General features: G+C 72.6%; 19 protein-coding genes. 8 read left to right on the forward strand and 11 right to left on the reverse strand.

Going from position 1 to position 18,925, the window contains the following annotated elements; genetic code table 11:
- Window positions 1–159: 159 nt before the first annotated feature.
- A complete protein-coding gene (locus LUZ64_RS02015) occupies window positions 160–609 on the forward strand; it encodes an ATP-binding protein (RefSeq protein ID WP_095582205.1) in 450 nt (149 codons plus the stop codon).
- Between the two features lie 66 nt (window positions 610–675).
- Here the strand turns inward: LUZ64_RS02015 and LUZ64_RS02020 are convergent, their stop codons facing one another.
- Window positions 676–1,335 (reverse strand): TetR family transcriptional regulator, encoded by a 660-nt coding sequence (locus LUZ64_RS02020; protein ID WP_095579698.1) that lies wholly within the window; start codon window positions 1,333–1,335, stop codon window positions 676–678.
- Window positions 1,336–1,431: 96 nt separating this feature from the next.
- Here LUZ64_RS02020 and LUZ64_RS02025 point away from each other — a divergent pair, with 96 nt between their 5' ends.
- Together LUZ64_RS02025 and LUZ64_RS02030 are read left to right on the forward strand one after the other, a co-directional pair.
- Window positions 1,432–2,361 carry a zinc-binding dehydrogenase gene (locus LUZ64_RS02025; RefSeq protein WP_095579697.1) on the forward strand — a complete coding sequence of 310 codons (930 nt, stop codon included), beginning with the start codon at window positions 1,432–1,434 and terminating at the stop codon, window positions 2,359–2,361.
- A gap of 373 nt (window positions 2,362–2,734) precedes the next feature.
- Window positions 2,735–3,445 carry a hypothetical protein gene (locus tag LUZ64_RS02030; RefSeq protein ID WP_232390127.1) on the forward strand — a complete coding sequence of 237 codons (711 nt, stop codon included), beginning with the start codon at window positions 2,735–2,737 and terminating at the stop codon, window positions 3,443–3,445.
- A 579-nt stretch (window positions 3,446–4,024) separates the two neighbouring features.
- On the opposite strand, the gene LUZ64_RS02035 is transcribed toward LUZ64_RS02030, so the two are convergent.
- A complete protein-coding gene (locus LUZ64_RS02035) occupies window positions 4,025–4,696 on the reverse strand; it encodes a hypothetical protein (protein WP_232390126.1) in 672 nt (223 codons plus the stop codon).
- 258 nt (window positions 4,697–4,954) lie between these two features.
- Here LUZ64_RS02035 and recO point away from each other — a divergent pair, with 258 nt between their 5' ends.
- Both recO and LUZ64_RS02045 read left to right on the forward strand, forming a co-directional pair.
- Window positions 4,955–5,701: a DNA repair protein RecO gene (gene recO / locus LUZ64_RS02040; protein WP_095581724.1), complete on the forward strand. Its 747-nt coding sequence runs from the start codon at window positions 4,955–4,957 to the stop codon at window positions 5,699–5,701.
- 30 nt (window positions 5,702–5,731) lie between these two features.
- Window positions 5,732–6,565 carry an isoprenyl transferase gene (locus tag LUZ64_RS02045; RefSeq protein WP_095581725.1) on the forward strand — a complete coding sequence of 278 codons (834 nt, stop codon included), beginning with the start codon at window positions 5,732–5,734 and terminating at the stop codon, window positions 6,563–6,565.
- Between the two features lie 79 nt (window positions 6,566–6,644).
- On the opposite strand, the gene LUZ64_RS02050 is transcribed toward LUZ64_RS02045, so the two are convergent.
- The 4 genes from LUZ64_RS02050 to LUZ64_RS02065 form a co-directional block, all read right to left on the reverse strand.
- Window positions 6,645–7,055, reverse strand: a complete 411-nt coding sequence (locus LUZ64_RS02050; RefSeq protein ID WP_087928215.1) for a Fur family transcriptional regulator — start codon at window positions 7,053–7,055, stop codon at window positions 6,645–6,647.
- 96 nt (window positions 7,056–7,151) lie between these two features.
- Entirely contained in the window at window positions 7,152–8,042 is an 891-nt protein-coding gene (locus LUZ64_RS02055) for a metal ABC transporter permease (protein WP_095581726.1), read from the reverse strand.
- The gene (locus tag LUZ64_RS02060; protein ID WP_095581729.1) at window positions 8,042–8,842 is read right to left on the reverse strand and encodes a metal ABC transporter ATP-binding protein; all 801 of its coding nucleotides are present in this window, start codon (window positions 8,840–8,842) and stop codon (window positions 8,042–8,044) included. Before LUZ64_RS02060 ends, LUZ64_RS02055 begins: the two co-directional genes overlap by 1 nt.
- Window positions 8,843–8,856: 14 nt before the next feature.
- Window positions 8,857–9,840: a metal ABC transporter substrate-binding protein gene (locus LUZ64_RS02065; protein ID WP_095581727.1), complete on the reverse strand. Its 984-nt coding sequence runs from the start codon at window positions 9,838–9,840 to the stop codon at window positions 8,857–8,859.
- A gap of 187 nt (window positions 9,841–10,027) precedes the next feature.
- Here LUZ64_RS02065 and LUZ64_RS02070 point away from each other — a divergent pair, with 187 nt between their 5' ends.
- The gene (locus tag LUZ64_RS02070) at window positions 10,028–11,410 is read left to right on the forward strand and encodes a glycine--tRNA ligase (RefSeq protein ID WP_087928218.1); all 1,383 of its coding nucleotides are present in this window, start codon (window positions 10,028–10,030) and stop codon (window positions 11,408–11,410) included.
- Between the two features lie 109 nt (window positions 11,411–11,519).
- Here LUZ64_RS02070 and LUZ64_RS02075 read toward each other — a convergent pair whose 3' ends face one another.
- From LUZ64_RS02075 to LUZ64_RS02085, 3 genes are all read right to left on the reverse strand, one after another.
- Entirely contained in the window at window positions 11,520–12,098 is a 579-nt protein-coding gene (locus LUZ64_RS02075) for a TetR/AcrR family transcriptional regulator (protein ID WP_232390125.1), read from the reverse strand.
- A gap of 292 nt (window positions 12,099–12,390) precedes the next feature.
- Entirely contained in the window at window positions 12,391–13,395 is a 1,005-nt protein-coding gene (locus tag LUZ64_RS02080) for an aldo/keto reductase (protein ID WP_095578609.1), read from the reverse strand.
- A 152-nt stretch (window positions 13,396–13,547) separates the two neighbouring features.
- Entirely contained in the window at window positions 13,548–15,008 is a 1,461-nt protein-coding gene (locus LUZ64_RS02085; RefSeq protein ID WP_232390124.1) for an MFS transporter, read from the reverse strand.
- A gap of 101 nt (window positions 15,009–15,109) precedes the next feature.
- On the opposite strand from LUZ64_RS02085, the gene LUZ64_RS02090 reads away from it, so the two are divergent.
- Together LUZ64_RS02090 and LUZ64_RS02095 are read left to right on the forward strand one after the other, a co-directional pair.
- Window positions 15,110–16,036 (forward strand): helix-turn-helix transcriptional regulator, encoded by a 927-nt coding sequence (locus LUZ64_RS02090; protein ID WP_095578610.1) that lies wholly within the window; start codon window positions 15,110–15,112, stop codon window positions 16,034–16,036.
- Window positions 16,037–16,170: 134 nt separating this feature from the next.
- Window positions 16,171–16,956, forward strand: a complete 786-nt coding sequence (locus LUZ64_RS02095) for a bestrophin-like domain (RefSeq protein ID WP_095578611.1) — start codon at window positions 16,171–16,173, stop codon at window positions 16,954–16,956.
- Here the strand turns inward: LUZ64_RS02095 and LUZ64_RS02100 are convergent.
- Both LUZ64_RS02100 and LUZ64_RS02105 read right to left on the reverse strand, forming a co-directional pair.
- On the reverse strand, window positions 16,945–17,409 hold the full coding sequence (locus LUZ64_RS02100; protein WP_095578612.1) for a MarR family winged helix-turn-helix transcriptional regulator: 465 nt from the start codon (window positions 17,407–17,409) through the stop codon (window positions 16,945–16,947). The two genes, LUZ64_RS02095 and LUZ64_RS02100, sit on opposite strands and share 12 nt — an antisense overlap.
- Window positions 17,406–18,863, reverse strand: coding sequence for an MFS transporter (locus LUZ64_RS02105; protein ID WP_095578613.1), 1,458 nt, complete (start codon window positions 18,861–18,863; stop codon window positions 17,406–17,408). The genes LUZ64_RS02100 and LUZ64_RS02105 overlap by 4 nt, the downstream gene beginning before the upstream one ends.
- Between the last annotated feature and the right edge of the window lie 62 nt (window positions 18,864–18,925).

Consider the following 18,925-nt stretch of genomic DNA (forward strand, 5'->3'; position numbering starts at 1 on the left):
CCGGTGGTCCATTCGTTCACTCGAAAGTGGGCACAGGATTGTGCCGGTCCAGATTTGTGCCCTACGGTCCTGGCGGTACCAGGCGTCCCCCTCCGGGAGCCGAAGTGCAGCTAACCGTCGGTCAGTTGATGGCCAGGTGGCAGAATCCAGGGAGTCCATATGCGTATGGCAACGCTCGACCGCCCCCGTACCGTCGAAGACGGCACCCCGTCCACCTACCGGTTCACCGCCCCCGCCTGGCCGGGAACCGCCCGCGTCGCACGCGAGTTCGTCGCGGCCGCGCTCGTCGCGAACGGGCATGACGCCCTCGCCGAGAACGCCTGCGTCTGCGTGTCCGACGTCGTCTCCAACGTCGTGCGGCACGCGCGCGTGACCAGCCTCGCCGTCGAGGTGGCCGTGCATCGCGACCATGTGATCGTGGGGGTGAGCGACACCGACCCCGGCCGGCTCCCGTGGCGGCGGAAGGTCTCGGCGGACTCGGAAGGCGGGCGGGGGCTGATGCTCGTGCGGCGGCTGTCGGAGGCGTCCGGGGTGGCGTGGGAGTGGGACGGGCTGACGCTCGTGGGCAAGCGGGTGTGGTTCGAGCTGCGGGGTTCGGCTGTGGGGTGAGCGGGGGGAGGGGCGGGCGGCGGCCGGGACGGCGGCTCCGCCGCCCCGGTCCGGCGCCCCGCCCGTCTACTCCGCCCGTACCGCGGCGGTCAGCGTCAGGCTGCCCGGCAGTGCCGCGAACGCGGCGCGCAGATCCGTCGCGAGGTCGGCGTGGGTGGGCGCGCCCGGCCGGTTCGTCCACTGCTCGATCGCGCAGTGGGAGGCGGCGACCAGCAGGTCCAGGGCGAGCCGGGGCCGCAGGTCGCCCGGGGTGTCGAAACGGAACCGGCGGTGCAGGACGTCGAGCGCCGCACGGCTCGTCCCGTGGCAGAAGTGCAGGCCGTGCGCGTCCATGGACGGGGTCTTCTCCGCGAGCCGCCGGCTGAGCAGGGCGCGGTGGGCCCAGCCCTCCTCGGTCATCCCCTCCAGCGAGGCGAAAAGGGCCTCTTGGAGCATCTCGGTCAGCGGGCGGTCGCCCGGATCGCGGGTCTCCAGGTCGTCGAGGAATTTCCGCCACAGATCCTGTGTGGGCGCCATGGCCACGTCTTCCTTGCCGGCGAAGTAGCGGAAGAACGTGCGCTTGGAGATCTCCACCGCGTCGCAGAGCTCGTCGAGGGTAACCCCGCCGAAGCCCCGTGCGGTGAACAGCTCCAGGGCGGTGTCGATCAGCGCCTGCCGCGTGCGCAGCTTCTTGCGCTCGCGCAGGGGGAGGCGGGCGTCGCCGGACGGCGGGGGCTGAGCGGTCATGAGGCGATCGTATCCGAGAGGCAAGCGCCACTTGCGCGCTAATGCCACTGAGTGGCATAACTGGGATCCTTGATCCTCAGTGAAGGGTGCACCGCCATGCGTGCTCTGCTCGTCGACCGTTCCGCCCCCGCCGGACTGCGCCTCGGTGCGGCGCCCGATCCCGAACCGGCCCCGAACCAGGCGCTGATCAGGGTGACGGCGACGTCCCTCAACTACGGCGAGGTGCGGTTCATGCTGCAAGAGGCGCCCGACGGGGCCGTTCTCGGCTGGGACGCGGCCGGGGTGGTGGAGCGGGCCGCCGCCGACGGGTCCGGGCCGGCGGCCGGTACGCCCGTGGTGACGCTCGGGGTGGCCGGGGCGTGGGCCGAACTCCGGGCCGTGGACACCGGCTGGATCGGTACGGTCCCGGCCGGGGCCGACCCGGGGGCGGTCAGTACGGTCCCCGTCGCGGGGGCGAGCGCGCTGCGCGCCCTGCACCGCGTCGGCCCGATCCTGGGCAGGCGAATACTGGTCACGGGGGCGACGGGCGGCACCGGCCGGTACGTGGTGCGGCTCGCGCGCCTCGGGGGAGCCCACGTCATCGCGTCCACCGGGGACCCGGACAAGCACGGTGACAGCCTGCGGGCCGCCGGGGCGCACGAGGTGGTGGCCGGGCCGCGGGCGGTGGCGGAGCCGGTGGACGGCGTCGTGGACATGGTGGGCGGACAGCAACTCGTCGACGCGTACGGGCTGCTGGTGCGGGGCGGCACGCTGGTCGCGGTCGGGCACTCCGCGCACCAGGGCGAGAACTTTCCCTTCGGCGCGCTCTTCGCCGACCACGGGCGGCACGACCGCTCGATCGTCACCTTCTCCCTGCCGGAGTGCGCGGGCCTCGCGCCGGACCTGACCTGGCTCGCCCACCGGGTCGCCGCCGGTGAGCTCGCACCGCAGATCTCGTGGCGCGGTGGCTGGGAAAGGGCGGCCGAGGCCGTCGACGCGTTGCTTCAGCGGCGGCTGCACGGGAAAGCGGTCCTGGACGTCGACTGATCGCACGGTTGAGTGGATGTTCCGTCTATCGGATGAACTCCGGGGCGAACGGTGATTGGACACACGCGCGGACGCGCAGCCTGTTCCGGGTGAGGGGACGCCTGAGGGCAAGGTATGCGGCGGGTCTGGCCGTCACCGCGGTGCTCGTGTGCACGGGCGAGGCGGCGGCGGTGGACGCGGGGGCGAACGTCGGGGTGAGCGGCGCTCCGGTGGTGGACGCGTTGGTCACCGGGCTGCCGGATCTGGTGCCTCCGCATCCGCCGTCGCGGGTCGACGCGGATCTGCTCGGCGGGGCGGTCAGAGCGAACCTGGTGGACAACGGGCAGGGGTGTCTGGACGTCACGGCGCATGTGGTGGCCGTGGACGCGAACGCGTGGCTGAAGTGCCGGGATTCGGGGGCGCCGCCTGCGCCTGCTCCTCCCGCGCCCGCGCCGCCTGCGCCTGCGCCGCCTGCGCCTGCTCCTCCCGCACCGGCCCCCGCTCCTCCCGCACCGGCACCTCCGCCCCCGGCCCCCGCTCCTCCGGCTCCGGCGCCGGAGCCACCGGCTCCTGCCCCTCCGGCCCCGGCCCCGCCCGCCCCCGCGCCCCCGGCCCCTGCCGCTCCAGCCCCTGCCCCTCCGGCGCCCGCGCCGCCCGCGCCCGCCCCTCCGGCTGCGGAACCTCCGGCTCCCGCTACTCCGGTGCCTCCCGCGCCCGCGCCCGCCCCTCCGGCCCCGGCACCTCCCGCACCTCCCGCGCCTGCCCCGCCCGCCCCGCCCGCGCCGGCCCCTGCACCTCCTGTCCCACCGGTGCCCGCGCCCGCTCCTCCGGCGCCCGCGCCTGCCCCGCCCGTCCCTCCGGCCGACGCGCCGCCCGCGGCCGAGGCCCCCGTTCCCGTGCCGCCTCCGGCGCCCGCGCCCGTACCGCCTGCCCCGGCACCCCCGGCGCCCGCGCCTCCGGTCCCACCGGCGCCCGTGCCGCCCGTTCCCCCGGATTCCCCCGACGAGCCCGCGCCCGGTCCCGGCGCGCCCGTACCGCCCGCTCCTGCCGCGCCCGCCGCGCCGCCCGGGCCCGTACCCGTCGGGAACGCGCCCGCGGCTCCTGACGCGCCGTCGGCGGAGCGGCCGCCGCCGTTCCGTACGGCTCCGCCTCCGGCGGTGGTTCCGCCGCGCTTTCCCTCGCGGCCGAACTACCGGGAGTCGGCGGGGGCTTCGCGGAAGAAGGTGGAGCGGGGGCTGACGTTGGTGACGATGACGTTGCTGGTGACGGCGCCGGCGGTGTTGGCGGCGTTGCTGCTGCGTCCGCGGTCCGGAGGGCGGGGGCGGCGCTGAGGTGGGTGCGGGTGGGGGTGCCGCTGCGCGGGGCTCTGTCCCCTACCCGCCCCTTCCCGTAACCGGGGGCTTCGCCCCCGGGCCCCCTTTTCCGCGCTGACGCGCGGTGGCCTCAAACTCCCCCGGCTACCGCTGGGAGGTGCCTCCAGCCGGGCTGGATTCGCTCAGGTCAGCCGTTCCCCGGCAGGGCCGGGTCGTGTCTGCGGCGCCGCCGCCGTAGCGGCCCAAGCCGCCTGCCGACTCGGGTCACCCACTTCCAGCCCGTCCGGCGCTTGAGGACACCGCGCGTAGCGCGCCCGGGGGTCCGGGGCGGAGCCCCGGTTCGGGAAGGGGCGGGTAGGGGAAAACCCCCGCTACGACGCCACCGGCTCCCGCCCCGCCGACCGCCCCCGTCGCGGCTCACGCCGCATCCGCGCCCGCCAGAGCGCCACCACCAGCACCGGCCCGCCGCCCCCCGCCGCCGCCAGGAGCAGGCCCGTCTGGGCCGAGTCCGTGACGAGGGGGGCCATGAAGGCGGCGGCGGTCAGCCAGGTGCCGGCGACCGCGGGGAGGATCAGTTCGCGGTAGCCGAAGGCGGGGGACGTCGCCGGGCGGCGGGTCCAGCCGAGGGTGAGGCGGAGGAGGGTGCCGCTCAGGGCGAGCAGGGCCAGGCCGCAGGAGAGCGGGAGGCGGTAGCCGTCCTTCGGCTGGTCGGCGGTGTACTGCCGGGCGCCCTTGAACTCGACGAAGCGGACCTTGCTCCGCCAGGACGTGACCGTCACCGGGTCGCCCGCCCGGACCGCGCCGAACACCTTGGGCGAGCCGATCATGTCCAGCCGGTGGGAGGGCCCGTCCTTCTCGGTGACCGTCAGCCAGTAGTGCGCGGACCTGCCCTCGCCCACGGTGTCCGTGCCCCGCACCGTGGCCGCCTCGGGCCGCCTGCACTCCAGGGACGGGTCGGCCTGGAGGCAGGCCGGGGCCGTCGCGAAGGCCCGGCCGTCGGCCCGCTTGTCCGGAACGGTGACGAACAGGACGTACGCCGACATCAGGGCGATAACTATGCCGAGAAGAGCCGTGGGTATCGCCGGCGGCCGTTTCCGGCGGCGCGGACGGGCCGTACTCAACGGGCGCTCCCGGTCGGCGAGGAGGTCAGTGGGGAGATCAACATGGCGCACATTCTGCCTGCGGTTCGGAGTGCTTCCGTCCGTTCTCCCTCCGCCTCTCGTCCGTTCCCCCTCCGCCTCTCGAAGCGGGCCCGCGCCGCCCCGGTCCGTCCCGCCCCGCCCGTACGGGACAATGGCTCCATGAGTCTGTTCCGCGACGACGGCATCGTGCTGCGCACCCAGAAGCTGGGCGAGGCGGACCGGATCATCACTCTGCTCACCCGGGGTCACGGCCGGGTCCGGGCCGTCGCCCGTGGCGTGCGCCGCACGAAATCGAAGTTCGGGGCCCGGCTGGAGCCCTTCTCCCACGTCGACGTGCAGTTCTTCGCGCGCGGAGGCGAGCTCGTCGGCCGCGGTCTGCCGCTCTGCACCCAGAGCGAGACCATCGCCGCGTACGGTGGTTCCATCGTCACCGACTACGCGCGCTACACCGCCGGCACCGCCATGCTGGAGACCGCCGAGCGGTTCACCGACCACGAGGGCGAGCCCGCCGTGCAGCAGTATTTGCTGCTCGTCGGCGGCCTGCGGACGCTCGCCGCGGGCGAGCACGCCCCGCATCTGATCCTGGACGCCTTCCTGCTGCGCTCCCTGGCCGTCAACGGCTACGCGCCCAGCTTCGGCGCCTGCGCGAAGTGCGGTATGCCCGGCCCCAACCGGTTCTTCTCGGTGGCCGCCGGCGGCGTGGTCTGCGGGGAGTGCCGGGTGCCCGGAAGCGTCGTACCCTCCTCGGAGGCGATCGGGCTGCTCGGCGCGCTGCTGACGGGCGACTGGGCGACGGCGGACGCCTGCGAGCCGCGCCATGTCAGAGAGGGCAGCGGCCTGGTCGCGGCGTATCTGCACTGGCACCTGGAGCGGGGCCTCCGTTCGCTCCGGTATGTCGAGAAATAGGGAAACAGGGACCAAGGAGTAGTGGCACGCATGGCACGACGCGGGATTCTGGGCCGTTCCCGACGCGAGTACCGCACACCCGACCCGCACCCGTCCGGGGCGCGGCCGCCGAAGATCCCCGGCGAGCTGGTCCCCGAGCACGTGGCGATCGTCATGGACGGCAACGGCCGCTGGGCCAAGGACCGCGGCCTGCCGCGCACCGAGGGCCACAAGGTCGGCGCCGAGCGCGTGCTGGACGTGCTCCAGGGCGCGATCGAGATGGGCGTCGGGAGCATCTCCCTCTACGCCTTCTCCACCGAGAACTGGAGGCGCTCGCCGGATGAGGTGCGCTTCCTGATGAACTTCAACCGCGACTTCATCCGCAAGACCCGCGACCAGCTCGACGCGCTCGGCATCCGGGTGCGCTGGGTGGGCCGCATGCCCAAGCTGTGGCGGTCGGTGGCCAAGGAGCTCCAGATCGCCCAGGAGCAGACCAAGGACAACGACAAGCTCACGCTGTACTTCTGCATGAACTACGGCGGGCGCGCGGAGATCGCGGACGCGGCGCAGGCGCTGGCCGCCGATGTGAAGGCGGGCCGGCTCGACCCGTCCAAGGTCACGGAGAAGACCTTCGCGAAGTACCTCTACTACGCGGACATGCCGGACGTGGACCTCTTCCTGCGGCCCTCCGGCGAGCAGCGCACGTCCAACTACCTCATCTGGCAGAGCGCTTACGCCGAGATGGTCTTCCAGGACGTCCTCTGGCCGGACTTCGACCGCCGCGACCTGTGGCGCGCCTGCCTGGAATACGCCTCGCGGGACCGCCGGTTCGGCGGGGCCGTCCCCAACGAGCAGCAGCAGGCCGAGGAGTCGGGCACCGCGTGAGGTAGGTGAACGGCGGGACGTACGACGGAGGGGCCCCGGGCAGACGCCCGGGGCCCCTCCGTATGTGTCGGCGGCGGCGTCAGCGCTTCGCCGCGCACTCCCCGCACGTACCGAAGATCTCGATCGTGTGGGCGACGTCCACGAAGCCGTGCTCGGCCGCGATGGAGTCGGCCCACTTCTCCACGGCCGGGCCCTCGACCTCGACGGCCTTGCCGCACTCCCGGCACACCAGGTGGTGGTGGTGCCCGCTGGAGCAGCGGCGGTAGACCGCCTCGCCCTCGCTGGTGCGGAGCACGTCGACCTCGCCGGCGTCGGCGAGGGACTGGAGCGTGCGGTACACGGTGGTCAGGCCGACCGAGGCGCCCTGGTGCTTGAGCATGTCATGGAGCTCCTGTGCGCTCCGGAACTCGTCCACCTCGTCGAGCGCGGCCGCGACCGCCGCCCGCTGCTTGGTGGACCGGCCGCGTACCGGGGGACCCGCGGTCGCCACAGTTGCCTCCAAAAGCTCGCCTGAACACCCATCCGCACATGTCGCGCCGCCAATTGTGCCAGCCTCCGCGACCGGGTGGCCAAGTCCGCGCCCGGCTCAGACCTGTACGTCGTCCGTGGCGGTGCGTGCCTCGGGCACCCGGAGCGTGCAGCCCTCCGCGGCCTCGGTGCGCCGCGCGCGCCGCCTCGCCAGGGGCGCGGCGAGGGCCGTCAGCGCGACGAAGACGCCGATCGCGAGGAGCACGATGGTGGCGCCGGACGGCACGTCCACGTAGTACGAGGTGGTGGTGCCGGAGACGGCGACGAGCACCCCGATGCCCATGGCCAGGCCGAAGGTCATGGCGAAGCTGCGGGCGATCTGCTGGGAGGCGGCGACCGGGATGACCATCAGGGCGCTGACGAGCAGCAGGCCGACGACGCGCATGGCGACGGTGACGGTCACCGCGGCGGTGACCGCGACCAGCAGGTTGAGCAGCCGCACCGGCAGACCGGTGACGCGGGCGAACTCCTCGTCCTGGCAGATCGCGAAGAGCTGCCGCCGCAGGCCGATGGTGACCAAGATCACGAAGGCGGCCAGGACGCAGATCGCGACCATGTCCTCCTCGGAGACGGTGGTGATCGAGCCGAAGAGGTACGAGACGAGGTTGGCGTTGGAGCCGGCGTCGGAGAGGCTCGTCAGCATCACACCGCCGGCCATGCCGCCGTAGAAGAGCATGGCGAGGGCGATGTCGCCGCGGGCCTTGCCGTAGGAGCGGATCAGCTCCATCACCACGGCGCCGACGACGCAGACGGCGGTGGCGATCCACACCGGGCTGGCGTTGAGCAGGAAGCCCAGGCCGACACCGGTGAGGGCGACGTGGCCGATCCCGTCGCCCATCAGCGCCTGGCGGCGCTGGACGAGGAAGGTGCCGATGGCGGGGGCCGTGATGCCGACGAGCAGGGCGGCGAGCAGGGCCCGCTGCATAAATGCGGGTTCGAGGATTTCCATCAGGTCAGCAGCCCCGTTCGAATCGGTTCCGCCACCGGGCCGGCGTGCGGGTGTACATGGTCGTGGCCGGGCAGGGCGTGCTGGCCCACGGCCTCGGGCGGCGGCCCGTCGTGGACGACACAGCCGTCGCGGAGGACGACCGCGCGGTCGATGAGCGGCTCCAGGGGGCCGAGCTCGTGCAGCACGACGAGGACGGTGGCGCCGCGGGCGACCTGGGCGCGCAGGGCGTCCGCGAGGACCTCCTGGCTGGCCAGGTCCACGCCGGCCATCGGCTCGTCCATGATCAGCAGCTCGGGTTCGCCGGCCAGCGCGCGGGCGATCAGCACGCGCTGGTGCTGGCCGCCGGAGAGGGCGTCGACGGAGTCCTTGATCCGGTCGGCCATGCCGACGAGCTCCAGGGCCCGGACGACGGCCTCGCGGTCGGCCTTGCGCAGCACGCCGAAGCGGGTGCGGGCCAGCCGGCCGGAGGCGACGACCTCGCCCACGGTGGCGGGCACCCCGCCCGCGGCGGTGGTGCGCTGCGGGACGTAGCCCACGCGCGCCCAGTCGCGGAAGCGGCGCCGGGGGCGGCCGAACAGCTCCAGCTCGCCGCCGGTGAGCGGCACCTGGCCGACGACGGCGCGGACGGCCGTGGACTTGCCGGAGCCGTTGGCGCCGAGCAGCGCCACGACCTCGCCGCGCCGTACGGTCAGGTCGACGCCGCGGAGGACCGGCCGCGAGCCGAGGGTGGCCGTCGCGCCGCGCAGGGCTATGACGGGCTCGTCGGCGTTCTCCGGGGTGGCCCCGGGCTGCTCGTCCATGGTGTTGACCTCCGTCACTTGGTGCCGAGCGCCTTCTGGAGGGCGGCGAGGTTGGCTTCCATGACCTCGAAGTAGTCGTCGCCCTTGGACTTGTCGCTGATGCCTTCCAGCGGGTCCAGGACGTCCGTCTTCAGACCGAGGTCCTTGGCGAGGGTCTTGGCCGTGGCCGGGCTGGCGATGGTCTCGAAGAAGACCGTGGAGACGTGGTGCTCCTTCGCCAGCTTCTGGAGGTCCTTGATCCGCGCGGCGCTGGGCTCGGACTCCGGGTCGACGCCGCTGATGGCCTCCTCGGTGAGGCTGTAGCGGTCGGCGAGGTAGCCGAAGGCGGCGTGGGTGGTGATGAAGGTGTCGGAGGCGCGGTTCTTCAGGCCGTCCGAGAACTTCTTGTTCAGCCCGTCCAGCCGCTTGGCCAGCGTGTCGGCGTTCTTCTCGAAGTCCGCCTTGTGGTCCGGGGCGGCCTCGCCGAGCGTCTTGGCGACGCCCTTGGCGACCTCGGCGTACTTCACGGGGTCGAGCCAGATGTGGGGGTCGGCGCCGGCCTCGGAGTGCGAGTGGGAGTGGTTGTCGCCGGAGGAGTGGTCGTGGCCGTCGACCTCGGTGCCGTGCTCCTCCATGCTGGTGAGGGAGGCCGCGTCGGCGACGTGCTTGTTCTTGGACTGCTTGACCGCCTCGTCCACGGCGGGCTGGAGGCCCTTGAGGTAGACGATCGCGCCGGCGTCGGCGAGGGAGGCGGTCTGCTTGGGCTTGAGCTCCAGGTCGTGCGGCTCCTGGCCCGGCTTGGTCAGGTTGGTCACGCTGACGTGGTCGCCGCCGATCTGCTCGGCCAGGAACTGCATCGGATAGAACGACGCCACCACCTTGAGCTTGCCGTCCGCCGCCTCGTCCGCCGTGCCGGAGGAGCACGCGGACAGCGTGAGCAGCCCGAGGGCTGCGGCCGTGGCGACGGCGGCGGTGGTTATTCGGGGGGCGCGGGGGGAGCGGAGACGGCTGACGTTCATGACACTCATTTTCAACAAAAATGGAAACGATTGTCAACAACATGTGCGGAAAGCGTCTCCCGGGAGCCTCCGGAGCCCCTTCCGGAGGGATCCGGTCAAGCCAAGGCCAGAGCCGATTTGATTAGGGGGGTGGCAGCGCCGGTAACCTGAACCATTCGCTGTTCGTCGTCGCAATGAAGAGAGCACCGTGGCCGCCGACAAGATCGACACCATCGTCAGCCTGAGCAAGCGCCGTGGCTTTGTCTATCCGTGCAGTGAGATCTATGGCGGCCAGCGTGCCGCCTGGGACTACGGTCCGCTCGGCGTGGAGCTCAAGGAGAACATCAAGCGTCAGTGGTGGCGCTCCATGGTCACCTCGCGCGACGACGTGGTCGGTCTCGACTCGTCGGTCATCCTGGCCCGCGAGGTGTGGGAGGCGTCCGGTCACGTCGCCACCTTCACCGACCCGCTGACCGAGTGCACCTCCTGCCACAAGCGCTTCCGCGCGGACCACCTGGAGGAGGCGTACGAGGCCAAGCACGGCAAGCTCCCCGAGAACGGCCTCGCCGACCTCAACTGCCCGCACTGCGGCAACAAGGGCGCCTTCACCGAGCCCAAGCAGTTCTCCGGCCTGCTGTCCACGCACCTCGGCCCGACCCAGGACTCCGGCGCGGTGACCTACCTGCGCCCTGAGACCGCGCAGGGCATCTTCACCAACTTCGCCCAGGTCCAGACGACCTCGCGCAAGAAGCCCCCGTTCGGCATCGCCCAGACGGGCAAGTCCTTCCGCAACGAGATCACGCCGGGCAACTTCATCTTCCGCACCCGCGAGTTCGAGCAGATGGAGATGGAGTTCTTCGTCAAGCCGGGCGAGGACGAGCAGTGGCACGAGTACTGGATGCAGCAGCGCTGGAACTGGTACACCGGCCTCGGCATGCGCGAGGAGAACATGCGGTGGTACGAGCACGCCGCTGAGAAGCTCTCCCACTACTCCAAGCGCACCGTCGACATCGAGTACCGCTTCAACTTCGGCGGCACCGAGTACTCCGAGCTGGAGGGTGTGGCCAACCGCACCGACTACGACCTCAAGGCCCACTCCAAGGGCTCCGGCCAGGACCTGTCGTACTTCGACCAGGAGGCCGGCGAGCGCTACTTCCCGTACGTCATCGAGCCGGCGGCCGGTCTCAACCGCGCCATGCTCGCCTTCATGCTCGACGCGTACAACGAGGACGAGGCCCCGAACGCCAAGGGCGTCATGGAGAAGCGCGTCGTCATGCGCCTCGACCCGCGCCTCGCGCCGGTGAAGGTCGCCGTGCTGCCGCTGTCCCGCAACCCGCAGCTCTCCCCGAAGGCCAAGGGCCTCGCGGCCGACCTGCGGCAGAACTGGAACATCGAGTTCGACGACGCGGGCGCCATCGGCCGCCGCTACCGCCGCCAGGACGAGATCGGTACGCCGTTCTGCGTCACGGTCGACTTCGACACGCTGGACGACAACGCGGTGACCGTGCGCGAGCGCGACACGATGAAGCAGGAGCGGGTCTCGCTGGACCAGATCCAGGCTTACCTGGGCGCGCGTCTGCTGGGCTGCTGACGCCCGTCTTCCCGACTCTTCCCGATCGAACGCCGGAGGGCCCGGCACCGCGTCACGCGGTGCCGGGCCCTCCGGCGTTCCGGCCTGTCGCCCACGGCCGCCGTGGCGCTTACGCCCGCAGTCCTCGCAGTACCAGGTCGCACACGGTCGCGAACGCCTCGTCGATGCCCGGGCGGGACCACTCCGCCGCGTACGCCGGGTCGTGGAAGCGGTTCGTCGCGTCCCACAGCGCCCGTGCCGTCGCCGCCGGGTCCGGTGCCGTGAACTCGCCGTCGCGGACGCCGCTCGCCACGATGCGGGCCAGCTGCCCGATCATCGTCTCGACGTGCCGTTCGACGACGCCGCTGTTCTCGCCGACGAGGACCATGTACGTCGCGAACAGCTCGGGGTCGTCGCCCGCCTTGCGCCGCTTCGCGGCGAAGAGCGCGGCCAGCCACTCCCGCAGCCGCGGGCCCGCGGGGCCCTCCGCGTCGGCGACGGCGGAGAGCGTGGTGTGCGACTGGTCCAGCCAGCGCTGCGTCACGGCCTCACGGAGCGCGGCCTTGCTGCCGAAGTGGCGGTAGACGCTGCCGTGGCTGACGCCCAGGGCCCGTGCCACGTCGACGACGGTGGCCTTCGCCGGGCCGAAGCGGCGGAGGACGTCTTCGGTGGTTTCCAGGATGCGGGCGGGGGTCAGCGGCTCGGGCATCGGGGGGCGGGGTCCTTTCGGGCGGGCGGGTGCGGGCGTGGCGGGCGCCTGGTAGTGACCGTACCCGGCGGGCGGGTCGGCGGGCCCGGGCGGGTTGACCGCCTCTCGGCCGGGTGCGGGCCGGTGGTCGGGTTGTGCCCACCCTCCCCGGCCTTCGGCCGGGGGTGCCCCCGGCCCTGCGGAGCGCCTGCCCGCAACCGCCTGGGAACGCCTGCCCACCGCCTGGGTGCGCCTGCCCGCGACCGCCTGGGCGTGCCTGCCCGCAACCGGGGTGTGCGCTGCCCCAGCCGGCTCACCGCTCGCTGTCGAGGTGGGCCATCTGGTCGGTGGGGTAGCGGTCGCCGGCCGCGGCGTCGGCCGGGACCGCCTTCTCGACGGCGGCGAGGTCCGTCGCGTCGAGGCGGACGTCCAGGGCGCCGAGGGCCTCGGTCAGGCGGTCGCGGCGGCGGGCGCCGACCAGGGGGACGATGTCCTCGCCCTGGGCCAGGACCCAGGCGATGGCGGTCTGGGCGACGGTCGCGCCCTTCGCGTCGGCGACCTCGCGGAGGGCGTCGACCAGGCCGAGGTTGTGCCGGAGGTTCTCGCCCTGGAAGCGCGGGCTCATGCCGCGGAAGTCGTTCGCGGCGAGCTGCCGGTCCCGGGTGAAGTGGCCGCTGATCAGGCCGCGCGAGAGGACGCCGTACGCGGTGACGCCGATGCCCAGCTCGCGGACGGTGGGCAGGATCTCCTTCTCGATGCCGCGCGAGATCAGGGAGTACTCGATCTGGAGGTCGGCGATCGGGGCGACGGCGGCGGCCCGCCGGATCGTCTCGGCGTTCACCTCGGAGAGCCCGATGTGCCGGACGTGACCGGCCTCGACCAGCTCCGCGATCGCGCCGACGGTCTCCTCGATCGGCACGTTCGGGTCGAGCCGCGCGAGGCGGTAGACGTCGATGTGGTCGGTGCCGAGGCGCTGGAGGGAGTACGCGGCGAAGTTCTTCACGGCGTTCGGGCTGCCGTCGACGCCGGTGAAGCCGCCCTCGACGGTGCGCAGCGCACCGAACTTGACGCTGGTGAGGGCCTTCTCGCGGGCGCCCGCCGGGGCGGTGCGCAGCGCTTCGTTGATCAGCAGTTCGTTGTGGCCCATGCCGTAGAAGTCGCCGGTGTCGATCAGGGTGACGCCGGCGTCGAGGGCGGCGTGGATCGTGGCGATCGACTCGGCGCGGTCGGCCTCGCCGTAGAGGGCGGACATGCCCATCGCGCCGAGACCGAGAGCGGAAACCTGGGGGCCGGTGGTGCCGAGGGTGCGGTGCAGCACGGGGGACTCCTTCGCGGGGCTGCGGAAGTGCGTACGGCGGAGTGCGTACACAGGAAGAGTGACACATGGAATGACAGATTTCAATATCTGTCATTCCATGTGTGTCGCGAAGGAGGCCCGCGAGGTGCCGGCGGAGGCGCCCCGCGGTGATTTCAGGCCAGTTTTCGCGGCAGCCGCAGGCTCGACAGCACCGTGAGAGCCACCGCCACCAGCTGCACCCCGAGCGTCACCACCACCGCGTCCCGCATCCCCATCGACCCCGAGAGCGACAGGAACAGCGAACCGAGCGTGGCCACGCCCAGCGCCATGAACGCCTGCTGCGTCGTGGTCAGCACCCCGCCACCCACGCCCGCCTGCCCCACGGGCACCTCGCTCAGCACGGCCCGGATCGCCACCGGGAACAGCAACCCCTGCCCCAGCCCCTGCACGGCCAGCGCCGGTGCCGGGCCCACGGCGCCCAGCCCGTCCCAGCCCCAGTGGAAGGTCGCGGCCAGCCCCACCAGCCCGGCCGCCTGGAGCAGCGACCCCGCCGTCACCACGCCGCGCCCGTACCGGGCAGCGAGCCGCGGGCCGGCGAGCGAGCCGATCAGGAAGGTCAGGCAGAGCGGCAGCAGGGCCAGCCCCGCCGCCATCGGCCCCAGCCGCAGCCCCTCCTGGAGCACCACCGCGACGACGAACATGTAGCCGCCCCAGCCGATGGAGAACGGCACGATCACCGTCAGCCCGCTGCGCACCGAGTGGATCCGCAGCAGCGACGGCGGGATCAGCGGAGTCCGCCCGGCGGCCTCCTCGCGCCGCTCCACCACCACGAAGGCCACCGCCGACACCGGGAACACGGCCAGCAGCACCCACGACCACACCGGCCAGCCCGTCGCCCGGCCCTCCGTCAGCGGCACCAGCAGCGAGATCAGCGCCACCGACAGCAGCAGGGTGCCGCGCACGTCCACCCCGGACGGCCGCTCCGAGCGCGTCTCCGGGATCGTCCGTACCGCCAGCACCAGGGCCACCACGGCCACCGGGGCGTTCACCAGGAAGATGGAGCGCCAGCCGGTGCCCAGCACGTCCACCGAGACCAGCACCCCGCCAAGCACCTGCCCGACCGAGGCCGCGACCCCCGCCGTGCAGCTGTACAGGCTCAGCGCCTTGGTGCGGCGCGTGCCCTCGGTCGTCGCCTGGATCGTCGCCAGCACCTGAGGCAGCATCAGGGCCGACGCGGCGCCCTGCGCGATCCGGGCCACCACCAGCGACCACGCGTCCGGCGCCAGACCGCAGGCCACGGACGTCACACCGAACGCCGCGGTGCCCCACAGGAACAACCGCTTGCGCCCCACCATGTCGCCCAGCCGCCCGCCGAGGACGAGCAGCACGGCGTAGGCGACGCCGTAGCCGCCGACGACCATCTCCAGCACGGCCGGGCCCGCGTGCAGGTCGTGGTCGATGGTGGGGAGGGCGACGTTGACGATGAAGAAGTCCAGCATCGGCAGCGCCGCGCCGGTCAGGACGGTGATCAGGCCGAGCGTGCTCAGGCCGGCCGCCGGGGCCGGCGCGGATCGTCGTACGGCGGCGGTGGCCGCCGCCACGGGGGCATGGGGGGTGGTTCGGGTATCGCTCACGAAAGGGACGATGCCGCGGGCCCCAGCCTGGTACCAGAGCCTCTTTATCCTGGTAGAAGCACTACCTGGAACGGGGGCCGCGCGCCCCGCACGCTGGAGGCATGACCACGATGCTGCAGGAGACCCGGCCCCTCCCCGCACCCGGGCCCGCCCCCACCCCGGACGCCGGCCGCTTCCCGCACACCGTGCCCGGCGCCGACGACGCGCGCCGCGGCGAGCTCGCGGCCTTCCTGCGCAGCCGGCGCGAGCGCGTCACCCCGGAGCAGGCCGGGCTGCCGCGCGGCCCGCGCCGCCGCACCCCGGGGCTGCGCCGCGAGGAGGTCGCCCACCTCGCCGCCGTCGGCGTCACCTGGTACACGTGGCTGGAGCAGGCGCGCGACATCAAGGTCTCGGCGCAGGTCCTGGACTCCATCGCCCGCGCCCTGATGCTCGACCGCGTCGAGCGCAGCCACCTCTTCGCCCTCGCGGGGACGGCCGACCCGATGCCGGACACCTCCTGCCTGGGCGTCTCGGAAGAGCTGCGGATGATGCTGGAGCGCTTGGAGCCGTTCCCCGCCTGCGTGCAGAACGCCCGCTACGACATCCGCGCCTACAACCGCGCGTACGGACAGCTGATGTGCGACCTCGACTCCCTGCCGGTCGAGGAGCACAACTGCATGTGGATCGCCTTCACCCAGGCCCGGATCAGCGGCACGTTCGTCGACCGGGCGGCGGTGATCCAGTCGATGGCCGCGAAGTTCCGGGCGTCCATGGCCGAGCACATCGCGGACCCGGCGTGGAACTGCCTGCTCAAGAGGCTCCTCGACGCCTCGCCCGAATTCCGGGCGCTCTGGGCCCGGCACGAGGTGGCACCGCCCGCGGCGCGCACCACCCGGGTGTTCCAGCACCCCCGGGCGGGGCTGCTGCGGCTGAATCACACGAGCCTGTGGGTGGGCCCGCAGTCCGGGGCGCGGCTGGTGACGTTCGTCCCGGCGGACGAGGCCACGGGCGAGCGGCTGAAGCAGCTGAGCGCGCCGGCGGGAGACTGAGGCGGGCAGGAGACCGAGGGTGCCGGCGAGGGAGTGAGGGTGCCGTACAGCGACCCGGGTTCGCCCCCGGGCGCCCCTCGCGGACCGGTGCCCCGGAGGACTTCGCCCCGGCGGCCCCGGGTACGGATCCCGGGGTGCAGCTGTGGCTTCTCAACACGTTCTCCACGCCCGTCCTCGTCGTGATCCTCGTCGGTGGTCTGACGGGCCTGACCCTCGTGGGCGCACGCCTGCTGCACCGCCGCTTCCCCACCCTCGCGGCAGGCACCTACAACGAGGCCGTCGGACTGCTCCTCGGCATCTTCAGCGCCATCTACGGCATCATCCTCGCCTTCGTCATCGTCAACCTCTGGACTCAGATGGAGACCAGCCAGACGGTCGTCGCCACGGAGGCCACGGACCTCTCACAGATCGTCCGGGACATCCAGGCGTTCCCGCCCGAACCGCGGGGCAGGATCGGCGACGCCGTCAGCGGCTATGTGCACGCCGTGGTGGAGGACCAGTGGCCGCGCATGAAGCGGGGCCACGCCAGCTACGCCGCGACGACGTCGAAGCTGGACGAGGTCTACACCGCCCTCCAGGAGTACGAACCGGACACCCAGGCCCGGCAGGCGTTCTACGAGCAGACCCTGGACCGGCTGAACGACGTGGCCGCCCAGCGCCGGGCCCGGATCGCACAGAGCTCCCAGCAACTCCCGCTGCTCTTCCAGATCCTCGTCTTCGGCGGCGCGCTGGTCGTGCTCGCCACCATCTGCCTCTTCGGCAGCCCCAGGAAGAGCGTGCAGATGCTCTTCCTCTGCTCCGTGACGGTCCTCATCGGCTTCAGCCTGCTGCTGGTGGTCGTGCTCGACTGCCCGTTCAGCGGGGACTACAGCATCGGCCCGCAGCCGTACAAGCAGGGCGTGCTCGAATCATTCTGGTGAGCCGGCCGCGCCGCCGGGTGCCGCCAGCTTCGCCGTGATGCGGTCCAGTGCCGCCAGGTCCTCCTCCGGCAGCGCCAGCAGGGCCGACGGCGGCGCGCCCAGTATCCGCTCGGCCCGTTCCGCCGCCGCCCTCCCCTCCTCCGTGACCGACACGATCTTCGAGCGCCGGTCCGCCGGGTTCGCCGTGCGTTCGACCAGGCCCCGCTCCGCGAGGTCGGCCACGACGAGCGTCGTGTACGGGCGGTCCGTCAGCAGTTCGTCCGCCAGGTCGCGGAGGGTGACCGGGCCCCGGGCGATCCTGCGGAGCGCCTTGACGCGGAAGAAGCTCATGCCGAGCGCCTCGACGACCTCCTTGCGGCGTTCGTTGCCGCCGAGGACGATCTGCCGGATGTTGCCCCAGGCGCGCTCGGCGGCGCTCGGCGGGGGCGGGGTCGAGGGCGGGTGCGTGGTCATGGTGTCGTCACCGGGATCCTGGTCCGTTCGGGGTCGAGGCGGGCAGCCGTCCGCTCGGCCGTGCCGGCGGCCCAGCGGCCGGTGGTGAGGGTACCGAGCAGCAGGACGGCCGCGCCGCAGCCCGCGATGATCCACCAGCCGGTGAGCCGGAGCCCGGCGGCGACCGCCGCGCCGATCACGGCGACGCCGAGCGTGCTGCCGACCTGCCGGCTGGTCGACGCCACCGCCGCGGCCACCCCGGCCCGGGAACGCGGCATGCCGGAGACCGCGGTGTTCGTTATCGGCGCGTTGACCAGGCCGAAGCCGATGCCGAAGAGCACATAGGCGGTGATCATCGTGAGGTCGGAGGAGTACGCGTCGAAGCCCGCGAACATCACGCCGCTGGCCGTCATCGCCACCCCGGCGAGCAGCAGCGGCAGCCGGGGGCCACGGGAGCCCACCAGCCGGCCGGAGACCGGTGCGAAGACCAGGCACATGGCGGCCATCGGCAGCATGTACAGGCCGGCGTCGAGCGCCGAGAGACCGCGCTGGTCCTGGAGGTAGAGGGTGTTGAGGAAGAGGAAGCCGCCGAGCGCCGCGAAGGCGCTGACCGCGATCACCGTGGCGCCGCTGAACGGGGCGCTGCGGAAGAAGCCGAGCTCGACGAGGGGCTCCGCGCGCCGCCGCTCGTAGACCAGCAGTCCGGCGAGCGAGCCCGCGGTGACGGCGAAGCAGCCCAGGATCAGGGGTGAGGTCCAGCCCGCCTCGGCGCCCTCGATGATCCCGTACGTCAGCGAGCCGAGCAGGGCGATCACCAGCAGCTGGCCGACCGGGTCCACCCGGCGCGGCCGGGGGGCGCGCGACTCGGGGACGTAGCGGGCGGTCATCACCAGGGCCGCCAGGCCGACCGGCAGATTGATCCAGAAGATCGAGCGCCAGCCGACGGACTCCACGAGCACACCGCCCACGATCGGCCCGGCGGCCATGCTGAGGCCGACGACGCCACCCCACACCCCGATCGCGCGGGCCCGCTCCCGGGGGTCCGTGAAGGTGTTGGTGATGATCGACATCGCGACGGGGTTGAGCATCGAGCCGCCCACGGCCTGGACCATCCGGAAGACGACCAGCCACGTCAGGCCCGGCGCGAGGCTGCACAGCAGCGAGCCGAGGGTGAACAGCACGAGGCCGGTCCGGAATATCCGTCTGCGGCCGATCCGGTCGGCGGTCGAGCCGGCCAGCATCAGCAGCGAGGCGAGGACGAGCGTGTAGGCGTCGATCGTCCACTGGAGGCCGGCGACCGAGGTGTGGAGATCCCGCCGCATGGACGGCAGGGCGACGTTGAGGATCGTGTTGTCGAGGCTGACGATCAGCAGGCTGGTGCAGCAGATGCCCAGCACCAGCAGGCGCCGGCGGCGGGAGAGCGGTCCGGGGGAGGGGGTGGGCGGTACGTCGAGCGGTACGGAGGGCTCCGTCATGCGGCACCACCAGAATTAGTTGTACGAGTCCAATTAATTTCAGCCTACAGCCGAAGGAGCCG

The organism is Streptomyces albireticuli (assembly GCF_021228125.1).
GTDB classification, from domain to species: Bacteria; Actinomycetota; Actinomycetes; order Streptomycetales; family Streptomycetaceae; genus Streptomyces; species Streptomyces albireticuli.

Bases quoted from the DNA above. Each gene is read 5' to 3' on its own strand.
- LUZ64_RS02015 (WP_095582205.1), top strand. From the start codon at position 160: ATGCGTATGGCAACGCTCGACCGCCCCCGTACCGTCGAAGACGGCACC.
- LUZ64_RS02020 (WP_095579698.1), bottom strand. From the start codon at position 1,335: ATGACCGCTCAGCCCCCGCCGTCCGGCGACGCCCGCCTCCCCCTGCGC.
- LUZ64_RS02025 (WP_095579697.1), top strand. From the start codon at position 1,432: ATGCGTGCTCTGCTCGTCGACCGTTCCGCCCCCGCCGGACTGCGCCTC.
- LUZ64_RS02035 (WP_232390126.1), bottom strand. From the start codon at position 4,696: ATGTCGGCGTACGTCCTGTTCGTCACCGTTCCGGACAAGCGGGCCGAC.
- recO (WP_095581724.1), top strand. From the start codon at position 4,955: ATGAGTCTGTTCCGCGACGACGGCATCGTGCTGCGCACCCAGAAGCTG.
- LUZ64_RS02045 (WP_095581725.1), top strand. From the start codon at position 5,732: ATGGCACGACGCGGGATTCTGGGCCGTTCCCGACGCGAGTACCGCACA.
- LUZ64_RS02055 (WP_095581726.1), bottom strand. From the start codon at position 8,042: ATGGAAATCCTCGAACCCGCATTTATGCAGCGGGCCCTGCTCGCCGCC.
- LUZ64_RS02060 (WP_095581729.1), bottom strand. From the start codon at position 8,842: ATGGACGAGCAGCCCGGGGCCACCCCGGAGAACGCCGACGAGCCCGTC.
- LUZ64_RS02065 (WP_095581727.1), bottom strand. From the start codon at position 9,840: ATGAACGTCAGCCGTCTCCGCTCCCCCCGCGCCCCCCGAATAACCACC.
- LUZ64_RS02075 (WP_232390125.1), bottom strand. From the start codon at position 12,098: ATGCCCGAGCCGCTGACCCCCGCCCGCATCCTGGAAACCACCGAAGAC.
- LUZ64_RS02090 (WP_095578610.1), top strand. From the start codon at position 15,110: ATGACCACGATGCTGCAGGAGACCCGGCCCCTCCCCGCACCCGGGCCC.
- LUZ64_RS02100 (WP_095578612.1), bottom strand. From the start codon at position 17,409: ATGACCACGCACCCGCCCTCGACCCCGCCCCCGCCGAGCGCCGCCGAG.
- LUZ64_RS02105 (WP_095578613.1), bottom strand. From the start codon at position 18,863: ATGACGGAGCCCTCCGTACCGCTCGACGTACCGCCCACCCCCTCCCCC.